Raw genomic sequence first — 19,849 nt, 5'->3', positions numbered from 1 at the left:
ACCTATTACGTTTATTCAAGAAATACCCTTTCCTGTCCAGTGTACACATTAAGGGACTCATCTCGAATAAAGCCGATCGTAGTAATGCCCAGATCCTCTGCAAGCTTTAAGGCAAGTTCTGTAGGAGCAGATTTCGATAAAACAATTTCGCAGCCGATCTTGGATGCCTTGAGGAGGATTTCCGCAGAAATCCTTCCGCTGAAGGCAAGAACCTTATCCGAAAGTGGAATACTGTTTTTCAGGCAGTGACCATAAATTTTATCCAGAGCATTATGTCTGCCAATGTCCATCCTGGAAATCACTACTTTACCTGACTGGCAAAGTGCCGCATTATGGACTCCTCCCGTGTTTTGAAACACTTGTGACGATTCCTGCATTTCCTTCATCAAGGAAAAACAGTCCCGGGATGATATTTTTATCCTTACCTGTTCCATCTTTTTCGCAGTCAGGGCATCATTTATAAAAACAAATCCCTGCCTTCCTGCTCCACAACAGGAAGTAATATATCTTTTACCCTGGAAATTAAGGTAATATGGATTGACCTTTTTCGTTTTTACATGTGCCGTGCCTGATTTTTCTTCTATCCATATATCTTCTAAATCATCATACTTACGGATCACGCCTTCCGAAGCTAAAAAACCGATAACAAGATCCTCGATAAAATCCGGCGAACAAACGAGTGTCGCAAACTCTGCGCCATTGATTTTTATTGTCACAGGGTGTTCTGTTACGATACTGTCTTCAACTCGTTCGGCAAGACCCTTCCCGTAACGAATGATTTCCCGTTTCACTTCAATTGGTTCCAGCGTTGTGCCACCTCGTTTCACCTGGATTTTCACATGGTATATTCCCTGGCACTTTCCTTCATAATCAATATGCCCAGTCTCCTAATGGCGGCGCCTTTCGATCCTCTCGGCAACTTTCGCAAACATGAAGCTTTACAGCTTGGAACAGCTCTTCTTGATGTTCTTCAAAGCCTTCTTTTCTTCCGCAAACTTCACATATTCTCATCTTCGTCACCTCTTTTAATATAGTTATTCACTAGTCAGGTCAAATCCGGCTTCACGCACCGCCTGCTTAAAATCTTCCTGGGAAGACATTCTTTCATCGAATTTGATCGAAACGGTTTTGTGTTGCGTGTTTGCTTCTGCCTGGGAAATTCCCCAGACCTCGAGCATCGCTCCAGTGAGTTTCTCAGCATCTTCATCAGAATTTAAATTGCTGATTTTGAACGTCTTTTCCTGCACAGCGACTCCTCCCTACTCACGTTTTTCTCTGCTTCTCAGGAAGGCCTCTCCCATTCCCTCCATAAAATCAACCATCGTGGTCATCGCAGCCCGAATTGCCGGACTGCGCAGCCTGATCCTCATTTTCCAGATACTTTGCTTCTTCCCTTTTTCACCAGTTTCGGACATTCGCTTCAATCCAAGAGTGACACCATTCAAAAGAGTATCAAGCTGGGCTGGCTGCAATCCGCCAAGAAACTTGAACAAGCCGAAACCACTTTTGATGACATTATGCACAGCTGGCTGATTGACCTGTTGCATGGCAATGACTCCTACCTCATTACGCTGCTTCAATAATGATCCAGCCGTCTCGAAGACTTTAACCTCATGAAGTTCTTTGGCCATTTCAATCATCGACAGGACGGCTTCCTTATTGTCAGCAAGAGCCTGCATGATTTCCTCCATAGCCTGGGCTCGTTCTACCGTTTCATTCGGGACCTGCCTTTTAATTTGCCTGATCGCTTTCGCCATAATATCCCTCCTTCAAGTCATCTATCTCTGAAATCGGTATATAGTCAGCCCGCTGCCATTTTTCCTCTACCTTCACACTGATCTGCGGAATCCTGTTTCCATATCGGTGGTTATGTTTCGGAAGCGGCGGCTCGCCTGAAGTTTCGAGCACTTCCATCTTAACTCCCATTTCCTTATAGGCAGGAGTATGGGTAACAATATCGTGATAGCTGCTTGTCAGCCTGTTAACAGCCTCGTTATCCTCCGCCGTATTCATCGGCAGATACAATTCATGTCCTTTTACCCTGTCGGTTACAATCACACGGACCTCAACATGTCCATAAGGCGATGTCAGACCGACAAGTGCACCATCCTCGAGAGTTCGTTCAGCTGCAAGTTCAGGTGAAATCTCGAGCCATACATCAGGCACTTTATGCACAAGTCCCTCGGTTCTGTGTGTCATATTGCCTTCATGGAAATGCTCAAGTATGCGTCCATTATTGAGATGAAGATCAAAATCCGCACCTGGATCAAACGGTATGGTCCAGTCGACAGGAACGAGCCTTGCCTTTCCATCAGGGAAACCAAATTTATCGGTATATAACAGAGGCGTGTCTTTTCCATCCGCGTTTACCGGCCAGACAAGCGACTCCCACTCCTCAAGCCGTTCATAGCTTACTCCGGCAAATATGTTCGCGAGCTTCGCTGCCTCGTCCATGATTTCGGAAGGATGCTGATAGTTCCAGTCAGCACCAAGTCGATTCGCGAGTTCCTGGAAGATCAGCCAGTCAGGTTTTGAATCTCCCAGAGGCTCAAACACTTTGTAGAACCTTTGAATCCGTCTTTCGGTGTTCGTAAACGTCCCATCTTTTTCAAGACTTGGCGCAGCCGGTAACACAACATCTGCGAATTGGGCTGTCTTGCTGAAGAAAATATCCTGGACTACAAAGAAATCCAGTTTTTCAAAGGTTGAATGGACATAGTTGGAGTTGGCGTCCACGATGGCCATATCTTCGCCAAACAAATAGAGTGCTTTCATCTTCCCTTTGTTGATGGCCTCCACCATATGGTGGTTGTCATAACCAGGGTTTTCAGGAAGGTCTACTCCCCAGGCTTCCTTATACTTAGCCCGGACTGCTTCATCGTTCACTGGCTCATAGCCAGGCATCCATGGCGGCAGTGTTCCAAAGTCACAGGCACCCTGAACATTGTTATGGCCGCGCAATGGGTAAGCTCCTGTCCCGGTCCGTCCATAGTTCCCAGTTACCAGCAGCAAATTGGAAATGGCCGTGCTTGTATCCGATGCGCCCTTATGCTGGGTAACACCCATCGCCCACAGGATGCAGACAGATTTGGCTTCCTTGATCATTTCCGCAAGACGAAGCAGCTGTTCCATGCTGAGGCCGGTTTTTTCAACAGCATAATCAAGTGTGTATTTTTCAAGCGAAGCCCTGAATTCTTCCACACCATTTACTCGCTCAGCGAGGAAACTCGCATCCTCCCAGCCCTGGTCAAAGAAGTATTTTGCAATGGCATTCAGCATGATGATATCTGATCCTGGTTTTGGATGAAGAAATAAATCGGCACGCTCTGCCAGTTCATTCTCCCTTAAATCTACAACGACGAGCTTCTGGCCATGGAGCTTGTGGGCACGTTTGATCCTTGTCGCCAAAACAGGATGTGATTCAGCTGGATTCGCGCCGACTACCATCACAAGCTCGGATGCCATGATATCCTCCATCGTACCGGAATCCCCGCCAAGTCCTACAGTCCGCATCAATCCAGTTGTCGCTGGAGACTGACAGTATCTGGAGCAATTGTCGACATTATTTGTCCCCATGATGCCCCGGGCAAATTTTTGGAACAAGAAGTTTTCCTCATTCGAGCATTTGGATGAAGCAATATAACCGATTGCATCCGGACCATGCTCCTCTTTGATTCCAGAGAGTTTTTCGGCAATCAGGGAGAGAGCTTCATCCCATGTTGCTTCAACAAATTCTTCTCCTTTTCGGATGAGCGGCTTTGTCAGGCGCTCTTCACTGTTTACAAAGTCCCAGCCGAATTTCCCTTTTACACAAGTGGAGATACCGTTAACCGGTGCCTCTGTCTTTGTCTGGATTTTTAGAATTTCCCGGTCCTTCGTCCAAACCTCGAAGCTGCAGCCGACTCCGCAATAAGTACAGACCGTCTTAGTCCGATTAATCCGCGCTTTCCTCATTGCCGCTTCGACCTCGGATACGGCAAAAATTTCACGATAACCCGGTTCCACCTCTTTTGTCATATCAATCATTGGCGCAAGGATATTTGGAGCGATCCCTGTCAGGAAACCGGCATTCCCGAGCATTGATTTTTCCATAAGGGCGTTACAAGGACATACGTTCACGCAATGCCCGCAGGAAACACAAGAAGATTGATCTATCGGAACATCATTGTCCCATATGACCCTTGGCACTTCACGACTCCAGTCAATCGTGAGGGTTTCATTCACCTGCAGATCCTGGCAGGCCTCAACACAGCGGCCGCAGAGGATACACTGGTCAGGCTCATACCGATAAAAAGGATGGGAATTATCTGGCGGATACGGTTTCGCTTCAAATGGATATTTCTGATGGGCAAGGCCCATATCCTCTACAGTGTTATGGATTGTGCAGTTTCCATTGTTGTTATCGCAAACGGTACAATACAGTTCATGGTTTTTAAGAATCCTTGACATCGCCTCATATTGGGCGGTCTTCACCTGGTCGGACATGGTATCGACTTTCATCCCTGGCTCAGCCTTCATCGTACATGACCGCGTCAATTGCCCGTCCACCATCACGTAGCAAGTATCGCATGTCTGGATGGTTCCCAGATCTGGATGGTAACAGATACCAGGAATGAATACATCTTCTGCCCTTGCAACTTCTAAAATCTTCTGCCCTTCTACGGCATTGTAATCTTTGCCGTTAATCTGAATCGTGAATTTTGAATCACTCATTTCCCTGCCTCCTTAATCCTGCTCTCACTAATCCATGCCGGTTTGTGCCCGCCTGGTTTGGCCTTCGCTTCGCTTCCTTCCGGGATCCCGTTTCCATTGTTCCTCGGTAAGCAATCCAGTAAAATACGGAGACAAACACAGCGCCCCCGATTGCGTTTCCAATGAATACCGGAATAAAGTTCCCGATAAAATCATTCCAGCTGTAGTAGCCAGAGAAGATTGCTGCAGGAATGACGAACATATTGGCGACAACGTGCTGAAATCCAATCGCAACAAACGCCATGATCGGAAACCAGATTGCCAGGATTTTGCCGCCGACGTCCTCTGCTCCATATGCAAGCCAGACAGCCAGGCCGACTAGCCAATTGCAGCCAATAGCCGATACGAGTGATGACAAGAAACCATGCTCCAGCTTCCCGCCGGCAATCGCAACCGTTTTGTCAAGATAAGGACCAGAGGATGTCAATTCTGCAACCTGACCGAAGAAGTAAGCGACAAACAAAGCTCCAATAAAATTAAATAAAGTAATCCAGAACCAATTTTTCAACAGTAAACCGAGTGAAATCCTTCTCGACAAATAAGCCATCGAAACGGCCATCATATTCCCTGTCAGCAGTTCCCCGCCAGCAATGATGATCAAAATGAGTCCTACAGGAAAAACAGCGGCACCGATCAATGAGCTAAGCGAACCCCATTCCTCAGGAAGAGTGGCGATGACCCGGATATCAAGCAGATAGCCAAGGGAAATGAAAGCCCCGCCGAGAAATCCCAATACAAGCACACTTGAAAAAGGGAGATTCGCTTTCTTCTGTCCATGCTCAACTGTCAATTGTGCAATTTTGTAAGGTGGATGGTAGGCCACGGATCATTCAACTCCTTTAATTTCCCTAAATAATATTTACATTACTGGGAAAATTATTTAGCATCATGGCAATAAATTTTAAAAAAGGGGTAAGATTCATGGATAAAAACCAACTATTGCACCGTGTCCAGACTATGATTCAGTCATCAGCAAAAAAACCAAAATACATGACTATTTCAACCGTGAAGGTTGCAGATCTATTCGGTGTGAAACCAGAGGAAGTACAAAAAGGGTTGAATGAATTGGTAGAGGAAGGATATTTGAAACAATCAAAACTCGACAGCCCGCCGTATCATGATATCTTTTTGCTGCCGTAAACAAAAAACTTATCTTAATAACAACACAAAAAACTCAGAGTATTGTTTTACTCTGAGTTTGTGTAAAGAGGTTATTTGTTTTTAATCTAACCATTCAGGCTGAGTCGCCCTCTCCCTGCCGATAAAAGAACCGATTCCAAGAATAAACATTCAAAAAGTAATGTGATGTTAATTCATATAAACTTCAACTAATTCAAAGCATCTTTCCTCAGTAAGATTATTCTCGACTGTCACATATTCTAGTTGCTCCATTGTTCCGTTTTTATATTTGAGAGAAGCCTCTTTTGCTGACTGTTCGCGGTATGTTAGCCATTCACGTTGTTCTTTCCTCAGCTGGTCCATCTCTTCTGAAGGAAGTTGTTCTATTAACTCCTCATAGATCTCATTTATCAAGTCATCCAGAAGATCGTAGATATCGCCTTCTACCTTTTTTGAAGCGAATGTTGTATCATCTATCGGATTTTCACGCATCTCAACAATTTCTTTTTTTGTAGCATTTAATTTCTCAAGATACTCAGCCTTCAGACTGTCAGGGTGATTTGTTGAGGTGATATCAACATCATTGTTTGAGGAGTCTACTTTAACATTTGTATCTGAATTGTCCGTTCCTGCCGAATCATTATTTGGAGGTTCATTATTTTGAATCTTATTTGAGTTCTGAGTTTGTGACTGTTCATTCAATTCACCACTCGTCTTGTCAGTGGTATTACCGCATGCGGCCAATACAACGAATAAGGACGTTAATATTACAATAAAAAATATACCGTTATTTTTGATTTGAATACACAACCTTTCATCCGTATTAGAATTTTATAAAAATCCAATCTATGATGAATCATATCTGATATTTACATAATAATTTTATCGTCTCTTAAAGACAGTTTTATAGCCCATATGCCCAAAAAATTCCTTCAAAACAATTTGAGCGTTATTATCAGCCTTTTGTAAGATTCCCGAATCCATTACTTCCTGCTTAAGTTGCTCCTGGGCTGCTGCAGCAAGATCAAAGCCTTCGTCCCACTCTATTTTGCCGCTCAATAGTCCTTCATTCGAAAAGGTTCTGACCTGATCCATTTTTATGGAAGGATCCTGAAGGGAAGTTGCTTTCGGCAATAGTATTTCTATTACTTTTCGCTCCTCATCGACCTTCATGTCTTTTTGGTCGATAGCCTTCAAATCAACTCCCGCAATTACTGTGGCTGGAACAATCAGCAGAATTTCACGTTTTGTCCCCGGCAGGTTAAAGCGAATTTTCTCTCCGAATATTTCATTGTCTTTCTGCTCGATGACAACCTTGACGTGAGCTTCCGCAGTTGCCAATGCAGACAGGCTGTGAACTTGTTCAATATAGACAGTGGATTCTGCCTTGCTCATATTTCCTTTGACATACCAGAGCGCCGAAGCGAAGCCTGCTGCTAAAAAAAGTTATAGAACGATTACTTTAATAAAAGGCCTTTTCTTCGGGATATACCTTTGCTGTAGGGCGATAGATGCTGCGCTTTCAGCCTTTCCAGCTCTGATTTCATCCAATAATTCATCCATTTTCGAAATGATATGTTCCTGCTTGTCCACTTATCCAACCTCCTGGAGCATTACAAATTATGATGACTTTCGACAATTTCGGTTGTTTAAAAAACCTCCGACTTTTAGGAGGTTATCTTTTCATACGTTTTGATTTGGCAAAAGTTTCATAGAATCCCATATTACTAGTTTACACTGTTTTATTTTCCAATAAATTGGGGAAAGTTATAAATAATTGAAAACAATTGAAGGAGGAAGTAAATATGGGGGAATTAGATGGAAAAGTCGCTTTTATCACAGGGGCCAGCTCCGGTATCGGCAGAGCAGCTGCACTAAAACTAGGAGCAGCTGGTGCAAAGGTTGCTTTGATTGATGTCAAGGAGGATAACGCAAAGAACGTGAAGGATTCTATTGAAGAATCCGGTGGGACCGCTATGATTCTTGAATGTGATATAGCAAAACCTGAAGAAGTGGAGCAGAGTTTTCATAAGGTGGCAGAAGCCTGGGGAAAAGTTGATATAGTCTTTGCGAATGCAGGCATCAATGGTGTGCTTGCCCCAATTGAAGATCTGGCACCTGAGGATTGGGACGAAACAATCAACACAAATCTCAAGGGAACTTTTCTTACCGTGAAATATGCCATCCCCCATATGAAAAAGGATGGCGGCAGTATCATCATCACAAGCTCCATTAACGGAAACAGGATCTACAAAAATTTCGGGATGTCTGCCTATAGCACCTCTAAAATCGGCCAGACCGGCTTTGGCAAAATGGCAGCACTGGAACTGGCTCAGTATAAAATCAGAGTCAACATTATCTGTCCCGGGGCCATCGAAACCAATATCGGCAAAAATACCTTCCCGCAGGAAGATGACCTGGAGAAAATCAAGATTCCGGTCGAATATCCCAAAGGCAACCAGCCATTGGAAGAACACGCCGGAAAACCAGAACAAGTTGCCGACCTCGTATTTTTTCTGGCCTCCGATCTTTCCTCCCATATTACCGGGACAGAAGTATACATCGACGGAGCTGAGTCACTTCTATGACCATTCATTTATGCATGTGCTCAGGGCAAGTGTTGCCTGAGCATGTGTTTTTTTGTATAGCTCTCTCCTATACCATTAATCGTCTAATCGTTTTGTCAGTATGTAAAAACCTGGCTTTTGTTCATAACCTAATCTCTGGTTGACAGCCAGCATAGGCTCATTTATTGAATCATTATTAGTCCGGAGAAACTTCATACCATTTTGTAAAGCATATTCAATTGCTTTAACCTTAATTGCCTTTGCAAGGCCTCTCCCCCTGTATTGAGGATGAACGCCTGTCATAGAGTTATACCCTGTTCCCGCGGCTTCCTGAAGCACCATGGACATTGCCACCCACTCCCCACCTTGCACAGCCAGAATAAATCCCTTCTTATCATAATCCTTTGTCAAATTGATCATTTGCTCATTTTCAGGGCGCGGCTTGTCACTCATGCCCGGAACATCCTGTGCCAGCTCCCACCACAAATCCCAAAATCGCTCTTGAATCGATGGGTCCGGGGGATAGTCAGCCAAAGTAGTAAACTTAATTCCTGAAGATGTCAATTCATTAATGAGGGAACTATATGAATCTGTTTTAATAATAGAAAGATCCAATTGCGATTCGAAAATATGGCCGGAAATCTCAAAGCCTTCCTTTCTGGCCCATTCAAGTTCAGCTTCATTAATATCCTGGATTTGAGTCTGAAGAACTTTGGTTTTATTTTTCAAGGCAAGTTCCTCAATCTCTTTTAATATCCAACCCTCGATTCTCTTTCCATGCCATTCATCATCGATTTTGATCGAAACCTCTGCATATCCTGGTTTCAAGATTGGATCCCATGGTCCAGCTGCAAACATTCCATAGCCAACTAATTGGCCATTTGGTGTGATGACTCCAACATTTTTCAAAATGGTTTCACTAGTCGCCTTCTTTTCATATATTTGTAGGATATTTTTATTGGGAAGGCTAGGATTTTCCACTCTAACAATCTCTGAAAAATTTTCTGACGTTAAGGCTGCCATTTTCAAATCCATGTACTCTCCAACCCCCTGCCCTTAAACTTATTGATGTTTATCCCACTCATCAGCTAAAACGCCATATACAATGTGATCCACATAATGGTCGTATAACCATTCTGCCTGTCTGAGCCTTCCTTCTTTCACAAAACCTAAACGTTCGGGAATACTCCTGCTCTTTTTATTTTCATCGGCTGCCCGAATTTCGACCTTATTTAACTTTAGATGTTGAAAAGCATAGTCAGTCAATCCCTTGGCCACTCGGGTCATAATCCCTTTTCCCTGATATTCATGCCCGAGCCAATAGCCAATGTACGCTGTTTTGTTTGACCAATTGATGCTGTTAAATCCAGCCGTACCCACTATTTCCCCTTTATATATAATCACAGTCGTCAAGCTTCTGTTTTCCGCATAACCTAACATCGTGCCCTTGACGAACTCCCTTGTATCATCCACAGTCACTGTAAAATCAAGCCATGGCAGCCATTCTTTCATATATTCCCGACCACTTTCGGTTAATTCAAACAGTCGTTCTGCGTCATTCAATTCTGCCTGCTTTAATGATAATTGGTCATCTATTTTGTATAAAAACATTGTTGTTCCTCCTTGTGTATTACTAACAAAGTATTGTTCGACAAATCACTCGTTTTTCTTTTTATACCAGAAAAAAGGCTGCCGTTTGTCTGCAGCCTTTTTAAACAGCTATAATTTATCACCGTTTGTACTAATTACATCTTTATACCAGAAGAAGGATTTCTTCTTTTTCCGCTGAAGTGTACCGCTGCCATCATCGTGTTTGTCAACGTAGATATAGCCATACCGTTTCGAGAATTCGCCAGTAGACATGCTGACCATGTCAATGCATCCCCAGCTGGTGTATCCCATTAAATCAACGCCATCTTCAATCGCTTCACCCATCGCTTTGATGTGTTCGCGAAGATAGTCGATTCGATAATCATCGTTTATGCTACCATCTTCTTCTAGCTGATCATACGCACCCAATCCATTCTCTACTACAAAAAGAGGGATCTGGTAACGGTCGTACAGCTTGTTTAAGCTGATACGCAGGCCAACCGGATCGATTTCCCATCCCCAGTCGCTTACTTCAAGGAACGGATTACGTACACCTCCAATGATGTTTCCTTCTGAAGAATCCTCGTTTGCTTTCTCTTTCTTCTCGGTACGTGACATATAGTAGCTAAAACCCACATAATCCACGGTTCCCTCTTTTAAGATCTCAAGGTCACCCTCTTCAATTTGAAGTTCAATATTGTGTTCGTTGAAGTAGCGTTTAATGTAAGAAGGGTACTCTCCCCGAACCTGGACATCTCCGCAAAAATAATTGAAAATCTGCTCTTCCTGTAACGCGTGCAGCACGTTTTCCGGATTGCTGTCATAAGGGTAAACCGGCGCAAACAGAATCATGCATCCGATTTGCGAACCGGGGATGATTTCTCGGCATGCTTTTACGGCAAGGGAGCTTGCCACGAACTGGTGATGGTACGCCTGGAACGTAGGCTGGTATCGATCTTCTTCTTTTTCAATCGAAAAGCCTAGACCATTAATCGGCATCACCAGAGCACTGTTGATTTCATTAAAGGTCATCCAGTACTTCACTTTGTCTTTGTAGCGGTTTAGGATTGTTCGGGCATATTTTTCAAATAAAGCGACCACTTCCCGGCTGCGCCAGCCACCATATTCTTTTACCAAATGGAGCGGCATTTCATAGTGGGATATTGTCACGACAGGTTCAATCCCATACTTATGTAATTCATCGAGCACCCGGTCATAAAACGCAAGCCCCTCCTCATTGGGCTCCTGCTCATCGCCATTTGGGAATATCCTCGTCCAGGCGATCGACATCCTAAACGCCTTGAATCCCATTTCCGCAAACATCGCAATGTCTTCTTTATATCGACGGTAAAAGTCAATTGCCTCATGGTTCGGGTAATACTGATCCGGCTTTATTTCAAAATCAAAACCCGGTTTTGTTAAAATATCGTATCTTGCTTTTCCACCAGGCAGTACATCAGCCACGTTAAGGCCCTTGTTTCCTTCGTGATAGCCCCCTTCAATCTGGTTCGCAGCCGTTGCACCTCCCCATAAAAAACCTTCAGGAAATTTGTATGTTTTCATGATCGTAACCTCCGGATATGATTTATGTTATTTAGGTTTCTAGATTAGGGTCGGTGATAGGACTTATTTTTGACAGCTTTTCGCTTGATGGCCCTCAACCTGTCAAGAATACGCCTTTATTTTGACAGCTTTAGGCTCGGTTGCCCTCAACCTGTCAAGATAACGTCTTTATTTTGACAGCTTTAGGCTTGTTGGCCCTCAACCTGTCAAGAATACGCCTTTATTTTGACAGCTTTAGGCTTGTTGGCGCTCAACCTGTCAAGATTACACGTTTATTTTGACAGCTTTAAGCTTGTTGGCGCTCAACCTGTCAAGAATACGTCTTTATTTTGACAGCTTTAGGCTTGTTGGCCCTCAACTTGTCAAGATTACACGTGTATTTTGACAGCTTTTCGCTTATAGCACCAAAATCTATCCGAACTTGCACCTACTTCAGACAGCTTTACGCATTCAAGTCCAAAAGCTGTCCGAACTTCCGCCTACTTCAGACAGCTTTACGCATTCAAGTCCAAAAGCTGTCCGAACTTCCGCCTACTTCGGACAGCTTAACGCATCCTACCCCGAAACCTGTCCGAACTTGCACCTACTTCGGACAGCTTTACGCTTCCAAGTCCAAAAGCTGTCCGAACTTCCGCCTACTTCAGACAGCTTAACGCATCCAAGCCTAAAACCTGTCCGAACTTCCGCCTACTTCGGACAGCTTGTCCCTTCCAACCCCGAAACCTGTCCGAACTTGCACCCACTTCGGACAGCTTAACGCATCCAACCCTAAAATCTATCCGAACTTGCACCTACTTCAGACAGCTTAACGCATCCAAGCCTAAAACCTGTCCGAACTTCCGCCTACTTCGGACAGCTTGTCCCTTCCAACCCCGAAACCTGTCCGAACTTGCACCTACTTCGGACAGCTTAACGCAACTAACCCCAAAAGCTGTCCGAACTTGCACCTGCTTCGGACAGCTTTTCCCTTCAAACTCCAAAAGCTGTCCGAACTTGAGCCTACTTCAGACAACTTTTCGCTTCCAACCCCAAAACCTGTCCGAACTTGCACCTACTTCGGACAGCTTTACGCTTCCAACCCCAAAACCTGTCCGAACTTGAGCCTACTTCAGACAGCTTTTCCCTTCCAACCCCAAAACCTGTCCGAACTTCAACATACTTCGGACAGCTTTTCCCTTCCAATCTCAAAACCCATCCGAACTCCTACCTATATCTATCTAAATTCTTCCCCCTGCGCAATAATTCAATCCTACCAAAAATCCAACTATTAATCTGTTCTAAACCTAGTATCCCGCCAATATGTTAGTGATAGGAAAGCTAATACTATAGAAAATAGGTGATTTGCTATGTTTGTTGTCCATTTTTTTGAAAACAGGAATGAGCTTTTGAATCAGCTCCGTCAGCAGGTTCCTTCTGTTGGGGAGGATCTGAGGATCAAGGGGCGCAAAGGGAAGGTTACCAGCGTTCTGGCAGTGGATGAGAAGACCTACCATGTGCAGCTGGCCCTTGAATCGAAAGCAAAGCCAAACGTGGCTGCGGATCCGGGTAAAAAGAAAAAGAGATAACAATGAAAGTGGAGAGCCCAGTAAGGGATCTCCACTTTTATTAGTTTTTATTCAAATATGCCCATGCATACTGTGAGTAAAGTTCTGCACCGGTACTCAATGCATCTTCATCGATATTGAATTTGCCATGATGGTGGGCCCACTCGGTATCTTTTTCGGGATTGCCACTGCCAACCAGGGCAAAGCTGCCTGGCACCTCATCAAGATAAAAGCTGAAATCCTCGCCGCCCATGGTTGTTTTTTCATGATAAATGACATCCTCACCGAATGCCTCTGCAGCCACTTTCTGGACAAGCTGTGCACTTTCTTCGTCATTGATGACCGCCTGTGTACCGCGAGTATATTCTACATTTGCGGCAGCGCCAAACACCGCAGCGACGTTTTCTGCATAATGCGTTAGCTGCGACTCAATGTGGTCACGTACAGCCGGGTCAAAGCAGCGTACCGTTCCCTCAATCACGGCATTCTCGGCAATGACATTGAAACGGGTGCCTACGACCATTTTTCCAACAGTCAACACAGCGCCCTGCTGAGGATCGATCGTTCTTGACACCACGGATTGCACATTCATTACAAATGATGAGGCGACGATCGCGGTATCAATGCATGCATGCGGCATCGCTCCGTGTCCGCCTTTCCCTTTAAATGTAACTTTGAACAAATCGGCTGAAGCGAAGGATGGACCTGGTGTGCAGCTGACCTTATGGGTCGGCATTTGTGACCAGATATGGATGCCGAAGACGTTGTCGACTCCTTCCACTGCTCCTTGTTCAACAAGTGCCTTAGCTCCCTGGGCGACTTCCTCCGCCGGCTGGAATAATAAGCGGACATTGCCTGGAAGCTCTTCCTTGATCCCATTAAGCGCTTTTGCCGCAATCATTAGCATCGCCGTATGGGCATCATGGCCGCAGGCGTGCATTTTTCCTTCTTCCTTTGAAGTGTATGGCAAGTCCTTAATCAGCTCTTCGACGGATAAGGCATCCATATCCCCTCTTAAGGCGACCGTTTTTCCAGGCTTTCCGCCCTTGATTTCAGCAATCACACCGGTCGGTTCAGTACGACGATACGAGATGCCTAGCTCATCAAGATAGTCACAGACAAAATCAGTCGTTTTGTATTCCTCCCAGGAAAGTTCCGGCTCGCTGTGGAGCTTCCTGCGCAAATCGGTTAGTTCATCTTTATATTCCTGAAACGCTTCTTTCAATTTTTGATTAATCATCATTCCGCCTCCGTTAAAGTCTTCGCTGTTTCGTAAAAAATCTGTACGGCCCTTGCGATGTCTTCTGAATCCGACCACTCTTCCGGACAGTGGCTGAGTCCGGCCCTGCTTGGAATAAACAGCATCCCAACATCAGTAAAATCGGATAACACCATTGCATCGTGGCCAGCACCGCTGTTAATTGAACAATACGGAATACCTAGCTCATCGCTTTTCTCTTTTAAAAGGGAGCGGACTTCTTCATGCAATTCTTTTGGCTGGATATACAATAGCTGCTCAACCGTGGTTTTGATTCCATTTCCAATAAACGAAGCTGCAAGATTTTTCGTTTTTTCAACGACATTCAGGACATGCTCTTCCTTTCCAGACCGTATGTCCACAGAAAATACAACCTGATCCGGGATGACATTGGCGCCGTTCGGATAGACATTCAAACGCCCAGTCGTGATGACCGTGCCTTCTCCTTCTTCACTTGCGAGTTCTGGCAGCTGGCTGATGATTTTGCTCGCTGTAACAAGTGCATCAGCCCGGCGATCCATCGGGGTAGTTCCGGCATGGCCTGCCTGCCCTTTTACGGTTACCTCCAATTGTGTCAGGCCAACAATGGCCTCCACAACACCAATAGGAATCTCTTTTTCTTCTAAAATAGGTCCTTGTTCGATATGTAATTCCAGAAATGCTTTCATTGTTTTTGGGTCGCGTTTCTTTGGAAGCGATGGATCTAGTCCGATATCAGTCATGGCTTCAATAGTTGAGATACCATTCTGATCTTTTAGCAACTTAAATTCGTCCTCGTCAAGAAGACCAACGATACCGCGCGATCCCATCAAACCTCCGCCAAACCTTGCGCCCTCTTCCTCCACCAATGCAACGACTTCCAAAGGATACTTGGGTTTCAAGCCATTTTTAGCAAAAAGTGCTGCTACCTCGAGTGCTGCAACGACTCCGGCGGGACCATCATAGGAACCGCCGTGAGGGACAGAGTCAAAATGGGAACCAATCATCACACTTGGTGCGTCAGCATGCTTTCCTTCCAGTTTCCCGAATATATTGCCAAATCCATCCTCACGCACCTGGAGTCCGGACTCTTTCATTTTCTGTTTTATATAGTTGCGGGTTTCCAGATCCTCCTTGCTGTATGTCAGCCTTGTCGTTCCTTTGCCAGGAGTTGCTGTGTACTGACTGATTTGTTCTATATGCTCTTCAATCCGTTCCTTTAATTCTAGCAATCTAATTACCTCCTAATTCTTACAAGAATCCGACGAAGATGCCTGCAAGTACAACAGATACGATTGTAACGGTCACGAAACCGCCAACTAGCATTGGTGGAAGCATATGACTTGTGAGTGCTTCTCTTTCTTTTTCATCTTCTGTCAGTGAATTGATGACTTCGTTCGTGATGATATAATCAGCCGGGAATCCGTAAAGTGCTGTAAGGGATACGGCAAAAGCCATCTCTTTGCTTACTTTTAAAATCTTGCCTACAACAAATGAGAAGATATACATTCCGGCAACCCCAAGGACGATCGCACCAATCAGCGGTACCAGAATTTCAAGCAGCATCCCAGGTGTTGCCTGTTTCAATCCATCGAAAATGAATAGCATCAATACAAGGATTGCAATACCAAAGCCGTTTGCCTTTTGCAGAACCTGCTTTTCCAAGAATCCCACGCTTGTTGCGATGACGCCAAATAATAGTGCCAGGACGAATGGGCTTACTGAGACAACCGGTGCCAAAAGTGTGGATGTTAGATAAGCTAGGTAAGCAACAACAGACAATCTGAAAAACTTAAAAAAGTCGGTGTTATATTTTTCTGGCATACTTTTGAAAAGCTTCAGCTCTACTGGAGGTGCCACTTCAGCAGTTGCGGCCACTTCCGCGGATGCAAGGCCTCCCTCACGATAAAGCTTCAATAGGCGCTTGCCTTCTTTTTTCAAAACGAGCGAAGTCAATGGATAACCAGCGAATCCTTGCATGACGTAAATGACAATCGCAAAAACAGACAGTGACGCAAGGCCGGCTTCCTTCGCTCCTTCAGACATGATCAAAGCGGAAACCACTCCGCCAACCAATGGTGGTATGGCCACAACCATTGTCTGGAATCCGAAGATCAGCGTACCTACACTCAAAAGTACTGCGACAATTCCCAAAATACCTGACAGGGCGATCACAATCGTTTTCCACTGATTCTTCAACTCGCGGATCGAAAGCAAGGTGCCCATATTTGTGATTAATAAATACATCATCATTACCGCTACTGCGGAAGGTACTCCAGCGAGAGCGACAATCTCTTTCGGGAAAAATGTCCAGTATCCAATCAGGAACAAGACAGCTGATACGAACATGGATGGGATCCATGCCTTAGTCCTGACAGCAACCAAATCGCCGACTAATAAGATGAATACTACGATAACCAAAGCTAATAATTGAGACATGATAATTCCCCTCCATTTTCTTTTTCGCTTCAACGCTTCGTCTTACGAAAGAAAAAAACTATTAGGACGATAATAATATAGATATAATATTCAGTCAATCATAATTTTGAGAAAATTTAAAAGGAAGCGGTTACTAACGCTTTTTCCTCAATTAGGCCCAGGAACAAAAAAAAGACGAACTGCCTTTTCAGCAGTCCGCCTTTGAAATCTATTCGTTAATCCGGTTTTTTTGTTTTTAGGGATACAGAAAGTGGCTTTTTATCCAGACAATATTCCATTAATACAATCCTGCCTTCTAATTCCAGATGTTTGGCCAGGGCGATTAGCTCTTCCCCTTCTTCAGTTGAGGAGATGGACGAAATACTTATGTTGCCATGACTATTTTGGATTTGCTCCAATAGCTCTTCTTTTGACAGTTTCAGTTTCGTCATTTTTCTCACTCCTTAATTGGATTAACTATCTTTACCCGTGGTTGTATGAAGTGAATCCCGGTAAATAATAGCAGAATAGGAAATTCTTATTCTCTTAACAATTACAGATCATCAGAACATTTCCGTCCGGGTCCTTGAAGTTGAAATACGCGAAATTGCCGATCCGCTCAATTTCTTTAACAACAGGAATTCCATTTGAAACAACAAATTCATAAGCTTTATCCACGTTATCCACCAGCAAGTTAAACAAAACATGCTCGGAAGGCTTTAACTGAAAGCCTGGGTCAAAGGTGTGGTCATCCAGAGTTAATCCTGTTTCAGAAGCAACGGGGATATTATGTACAGGTGATTCCACCTTCTCAGGGTCAAATGGAATTCCCAGCAGATTGTAGTACCACTCCGAGGATTCCTTCAGATTGCTAACATGGACGAATACATTGTTTACTTTATTAAAAATTGGTGATTTCAATATAATGTCCCCTTTCTATTACTGAAATGGCTTCTCGTCAAATCTAATGATTGGTGCCCTTTTATTGTCTGTTAGGGTGCTTTCTGCCTAAAATGTCATCCTTATCTAAACCGGCATCTTCAGTTAGTGAAAAATTAGCTTTTATGTACTCTTCCTATTGGAACAGTTGCTCTACTTCAATCTTCAATTGTTCCAAAAGAGGGAAATTCGAAGCTTCTCCCAGACTATCAATCACATTCCTGTAATACCATTCCTGCTGCTCCTTGCCTCGTCGGAATCTGTTCCACACCTGTTCTCCGGATTTTTCGGCATCAAGACGGATCGATCGGACATTGTGGAGCTTGTCAGCACAAGCGACCACACGGATCTCTTCAGGAGCATTTTTCAAAAAATCGATCGTATGCTGCTTTCGTTCTTCCCAGGACAGAGATTTATCAGGTTCTGAACATCCTTCTACCAGGAAAGCAATATCCTTTCCAAATTCTCGCTCAATATCCTCCAAGCTTAAATCGGTGTCTTCCACAGTATCATGAAGAATCCCGGCTGCAACCATTTCCTTCCTATAACCCGCTCCTAAAAGGATCATACCTACTGCAACAGGATGAGAAATATACGGGATTTTTGTATTTTTCCGATACTGGCCTTCATGTGCCATGGATGCTATCTGCAATGCTTTATCGATCAGGTCCATTATGTACTCCTCCAAAATTCCAGATACCTATTTATTTCTTTCTTGATGGATAAATTCCTTCAAAAGGAGAAAAGCTGATTATTTTTTCCAGATTCTTCTGCTATATTTAGAATATAAACATCATTTGGAGGGCGCTATGACTAAACTGACAGACCATCTAATCGTCATCTCATTTGACTGCCTTTCTGAGCATGATGTGCCATTGCTCAGGGAGCTGCCGAATTTCAAAGCATTCATTGAAAAAAGTTCATATTGCACAAAAGTAGAGACAATATATCCTTCTGTGACCTATCCATGCCATGCAACGATTGTGACAGGAAATTTCCCTAATCGTCATGGCATCGTGAACAATACATTCATCCAGCCGGGAAGGACTTCACCAGACTGGTACTGGCATCGCCGCCATATCAGAGGGACAACCCTCTTTGATGAGGCGAGAAAGGCAGGAATGAAGACAGCTGCCTTGCTTTGGCCTGTAACCGCAAAAGCCGACATTGACTACAATATGCCTGAAATTTTCGCAAACAGGCCCTGGCATCACCAGATTCCGGTTTCCTTATTCAATGGAAGTCCAGGGTATCAGCTGGAGATGAATTCTAAATTTGGCCATATCCGTAATGGACTCAGCCAGCCAGAACTTGATGATTTCGTACTGGCATCCACTGTTGAAACAATTAAAACGAAGAAGCCCGAGCTTATGCTGATCCACTTTGTCGACCTGGATTCCCAGCGGCATATGCACGGTTTTGCATCTAAAGAAGCCGTGGACGCTTTGCATCGTCATGATCAAAGATTGGGGAAAATCATTGAGGCCACCAAGAAAGCCGGTATATTTGAAAATACAACCTTCGTCCTTCTAGGTGACCACAGTGCCCTTGATGAGTCTAAAGTTGTGAAATTAAACGTATTATTTAAAGAACGGGGATTAATCCAGGTAAATGGTGCAGGCAAAGTAATTGATTGGAAAGCATACTGCAAAGGCTGTGACGGATCTGCATACGTCTATGTGAATGATGAGAACGATATCGAAACAAAAAACATCGTAACAGAGCTTTTAGCTCAGCTGCTCCAAGAACAGTCAAACGGGATCGAAAAAATCATCACAGGCCAGGAAGCGAACATGATGGGAGCAGATGGAACGGCATTCAGGATGCTAGAAGCTGCTAAAGGATTCTATTTTAGCGAGGCCATCGATGGTGACTACATTGCAGAAGTCAGCGAGCAGGATGCCAAAAGTAAAAAATATACGCTTGCCTGTCATGGCTATTCCCCTGAAAAAGAGGGATATCACACTGTTTTCTTTGCAGCAGGAAAAGGAATTCGGCCTGGTATCTCAGTTCGTTCCATGCATCTTGTAGACGAAGGTCCTACCTTCTCCCGCCTGCTGGGTCTTGACCTCGGTGATACGGACGGCCGTGTTATTGAAGGAATACTGGATATTTAAAAT

21 protein-coding genes are annotated in these 19,849 nt (G+C 44.2%); 4 read left to right on the top strand and 17 right to left on the bottom strand.

Going from position 1 to position 19,849, the window contains the following annotated elements:
* Window positions 1-11 precede the first annotated feature (11 nt).
* The 5 genes from fdhD to J7E38_RS10410 all read right to left on the bottom strand — a co-directional run bounded on the left by fdhD (window position 12) and on the right by J7E38_RS10410 (window position 5,575).
* A complete protein-coding gene (gene fdhD / locus J7E38_RS10430; RefSeq protein WP_215038467.1) occupies window positions 12-806 on the bottom strand; it encodes a formate dehydrogenase accessory sulfurtransferase FdhD in 795 nt (264 codons plus the stop codon).
* A 228-nt stretch (window positions 807-1,034) separates the two neighbouring features.
* Entirely contained in the window at window positions 1,035-1,247 is a 213-nt protein-coding gene (locus J7E38_RS10425; RefSeq protein ID WP_214705690.1) for a heavy-metal-associated domain-containing protein, read from the bottom strand.
* Between the two features lie 12 nt (window positions 1,248-1,259).
* Window positions 1,260-1,757, bottom strand: a complete 498-nt coding sequence (locus J7E38_RS10420; RefSeq protein WP_214705689.1) for a hypothetical protein — start codon at window positions 1,755-1,757, stop codon at window positions 1,260-1,262.
* Window positions 1,732-4,713 (bottom strand): formate dehydrogenase subunit alpha, encoded by a 2,982-nt coding sequence (fdhF, locus tag J7E38_RS10415; protein WP_214705688.1) that lies wholly within the window; start codon window positions 4,711-4,713, stop codon window positions 1,732-1,734. Before fdhF ends, J7E38_RS10420 begins: the two co-directional genes overlap by 26 nt.
* Complete coding sequence (locus J7E38_RS10410; RefSeq protein ID WP_214705687.1) at window positions 4,706-5,575, bottom strand: formate/nitrite transporter family protein; 870 nt, start codon at window positions 5,573-5,575, stop codon at window positions 4,706-4,708. Before J7E38_RS10410 ends, fdhF begins: the two co-directional genes overlap by 8 nt.
* Window positions 5,576-5,673: 98 nt before the next feature.
* On the opposite strand from J7E38_RS10410, the gene J7E38_RS10405 reads away from it, so the two are divergent.
* On the top strand, window positions 5,674-5,892 hold the full coding sequence (locus tag J7E38_RS10405) for a helix-turn-helix domain-containing protein (RefSeq protein ID WP_214705686.1): 219 nt from the start codon (window positions 5,674-5,676) through the stop codon (window positions 5,890-5,892).
* Between the two features lie 168 nt (window positions 5,893-6,060).
* On the opposite strand, the gene J7E38_RS10400 is transcribed toward J7E38_RS10405, so the two are convergent.
* From J7E38_RS10400 to J7E38_RS23875, 3 genes are all read right to left on the bottom strand, one after another.
* Complete coding sequence (locus J7E38_RS10400) at window positions 6,061-6,681, bottom strand: lysozyme inhibitor LprI family protein (protein WP_251030282.1); 621 nt, start codon at window positions 6,679-6,681, stop codon at window positions 6,061-6,063.
* A gap of 72 nt (window positions 6,682-6,753) precedes the next feature.
* Complete coding sequence (locus J7E38_RS10395; RefSeq protein ID WP_214705684.1) at window positions 6,754-7,266, bottom strand: DUF4230 domain-containing protein; 513 nt, start codon at window positions 7,264-7,266, stop codon at window positions 6,754-6,756.
* Window positions 7,267-7,317: 51 nt separating this feature from the next.
* Entirely contained in the window at window positions 7,318-7,464 is a 147-nt protein-coding gene (locus J7E38_RS23875) for a hypothetical protein (RefSeq protein WP_214705683.1), read from the bottom strand.
* A gap of 212 nt (window positions 7,465-7,676) precedes the next feature.
* Between J7E38_RS23875 and J7E38_RS10390 the strand changes: the two genes are divergently transcribed.
* Window positions 7,677-8,459 (top strand): SDR family oxidoreductase, encoded by a 783-nt coding sequence (locus J7E38_RS10390; protein WP_214705682.1) that lies wholly within the window; start codon window positions 7,677-7,679, stop codon window positions 8,457-8,459.
* A 75-nt stretch (window positions 8,460-8,534) separates the two neighbouring features.
* Here the strand turns inward: J7E38_RS10390 and J7E38_RS10385 are convergent, their stop codons facing one another.
* From J7E38_RS10385 to J7E38_RS10375, 3 genes are all read right to left on the bottom strand, one after another.
* Window positions 8,535-9,473, bottom strand: a complete 939-nt coding sequence (locus J7E38_RS10385; RefSeq protein ID WP_214705681.1) for a GNAT family N-acetyltransferase — start codon at window positions 9,471-9,473, stop codon at window positions 8,535-8,537.
* 27 nt (window positions 9,474-9,500) lie between these two features.
* Window positions 9,501-10,049, bottom strand: a complete 549-nt coding sequence (locus tag J7E38_RS10380) for a GNAT family N-acetyltransferase (RefSeq protein ID WP_214705680.1) — start codon at window positions 10,047-10,049, stop codon at window positions 9,501-9,503.
* A 108-nt stretch (window positions 10,050-10,157) separates the two neighbouring features.
* Window positions 10,158-11,591 (bottom strand): glycoside hydrolase family 1 protein, encoded by a 1,434-nt coding sequence (locus tag J7E38_RS10375; RefSeq protein WP_214705679.1) that lies wholly within the window; start codon window positions 11,589-11,591, stop codon window positions 10,158-10,160.
* 1,346 nt (window positions 11,592-12,937) lie between these two features.
* Here J7E38_RS10375 and J7E38_RS10370 point away from each other — a divergent pair.
* Window positions 12,938-13,156 (top strand): hypothetical protein, encoded by a 219-nt coding sequence (locus J7E38_RS10370; protein ID WP_214705678.1) that lies wholly within the window; start codon window positions 12,938-12,940, stop codon window positions 13,154-13,156.
* Between the two features lie 40 nt (window positions 13,157-13,196).
* Here the strand turns inward: J7E38_RS10370 and J7E38_RS10365 are convergent, their stop codons facing one another.
* The 6 genes from J7E38_RS10365 to J7E38_RS10340 all read right to left on the bottom strand — a co-directional run bounded on the left by J7E38_RS10365 (window position 13,197) and on the right by J7E38_RS10340 (window position 18,402).
* On the bottom strand, window positions 13,197-14,375 hold the full coding sequence (locus J7E38_RS10365; RefSeq protein WP_215038432.1) for an amidohydrolase: 1,179 nt from the start codon (window positions 14,373-14,375) through the stop codon (window positions 13,197-13,199).
* Window positions 14,375-15,604, bottom strand: coding sequence for a Zn-dependent hydrolase (locus tag J7E38_RS10360; protein WP_214705676.1), 1,230 nt, complete (start codon window positions 15,602-15,604; stop codon window positions 14,375-14,377). Before J7E38_RS10360 ends, J7E38_RS10365 begins: the two co-directional genes overlap by 1 nt.
* A gap of 19 nt (window positions 15,605-15,623) precedes the next feature.
* On the bottom strand, window positions 15,624-16,811 hold the full coding sequence (locus tag J7E38_RS10355) for a hypothetical protein (protein WP_214705675.1): 1,188 nt from the start codon (window positions 16,809-16,811) through the stop codon (window positions 15,624-15,626).
* Window positions 16,812-17,026: 215 nt separating this feature from the next.
* On the bottom strand, window positions 17,027-17,242 hold the full coding sequence (locus tag J7E38_RS10350; protein WP_214705674.1) for a hypothetical protein: 216 nt from the start codon (window positions 17,240-17,242) through the stop codon (window positions 17,027-17,029).
* 94 nt (window positions 17,243-17,336) lie between these two features.
* Window positions 17,337-17,711 carry a VOC family protein gene (locus J7E38_RS10345; RefSeq protein ID WP_214705673.1) on the bottom strand — a complete coding sequence of 125 codons (375 nt, stop codon included), beginning with the start codon at window positions 17,709-17,711 and terminating at the stop codon, window positions 17,337-17,339.
* A 154-nt stretch (window positions 17,712-17,865) separates the two neighbouring features.
* The gene (locus tag J7E38_RS10340) at window positions 17,866-18,402 is read right to left on the bottom strand and encodes an HD domain-containing protein (RefSeq protein WP_214705672.1); all 537 of its coding nucleotides are present in this window, start codon (window positions 18,400-18,402) and stop codon (window positions 17,866-17,868) included.
* Window positions 18,403-18,538: 136 nt separating this feature from the next.
* On the opposite strand from J7E38_RS10340, the gene J7E38_RS10335 reads away from it, so the two are divergent.
* On the top strand, window positions 18,539-19,846 hold the full coding sequence (locus J7E38_RS10335) for an alkaline phosphatase family protein (RefSeq protein ID WP_214705671.1): 1,308 nt from the start codon (window positions 18,539-18,541) through the stop codon (window positions 19,844-19,846).
* Window positions 19,847-19,849 lie beyond the last annotated feature (3 nt).

Source organism: Bacillus sp. ISL-35, from assembly GCF_018613355.1.
GTDB lineage: Bacteria > Bacillota > Bacilli > Bacillales > Cytobacillaceae > Mesobacillus.
This window is presented reverse-complemented; position numbering and strand designations above follow the sequence as displayed.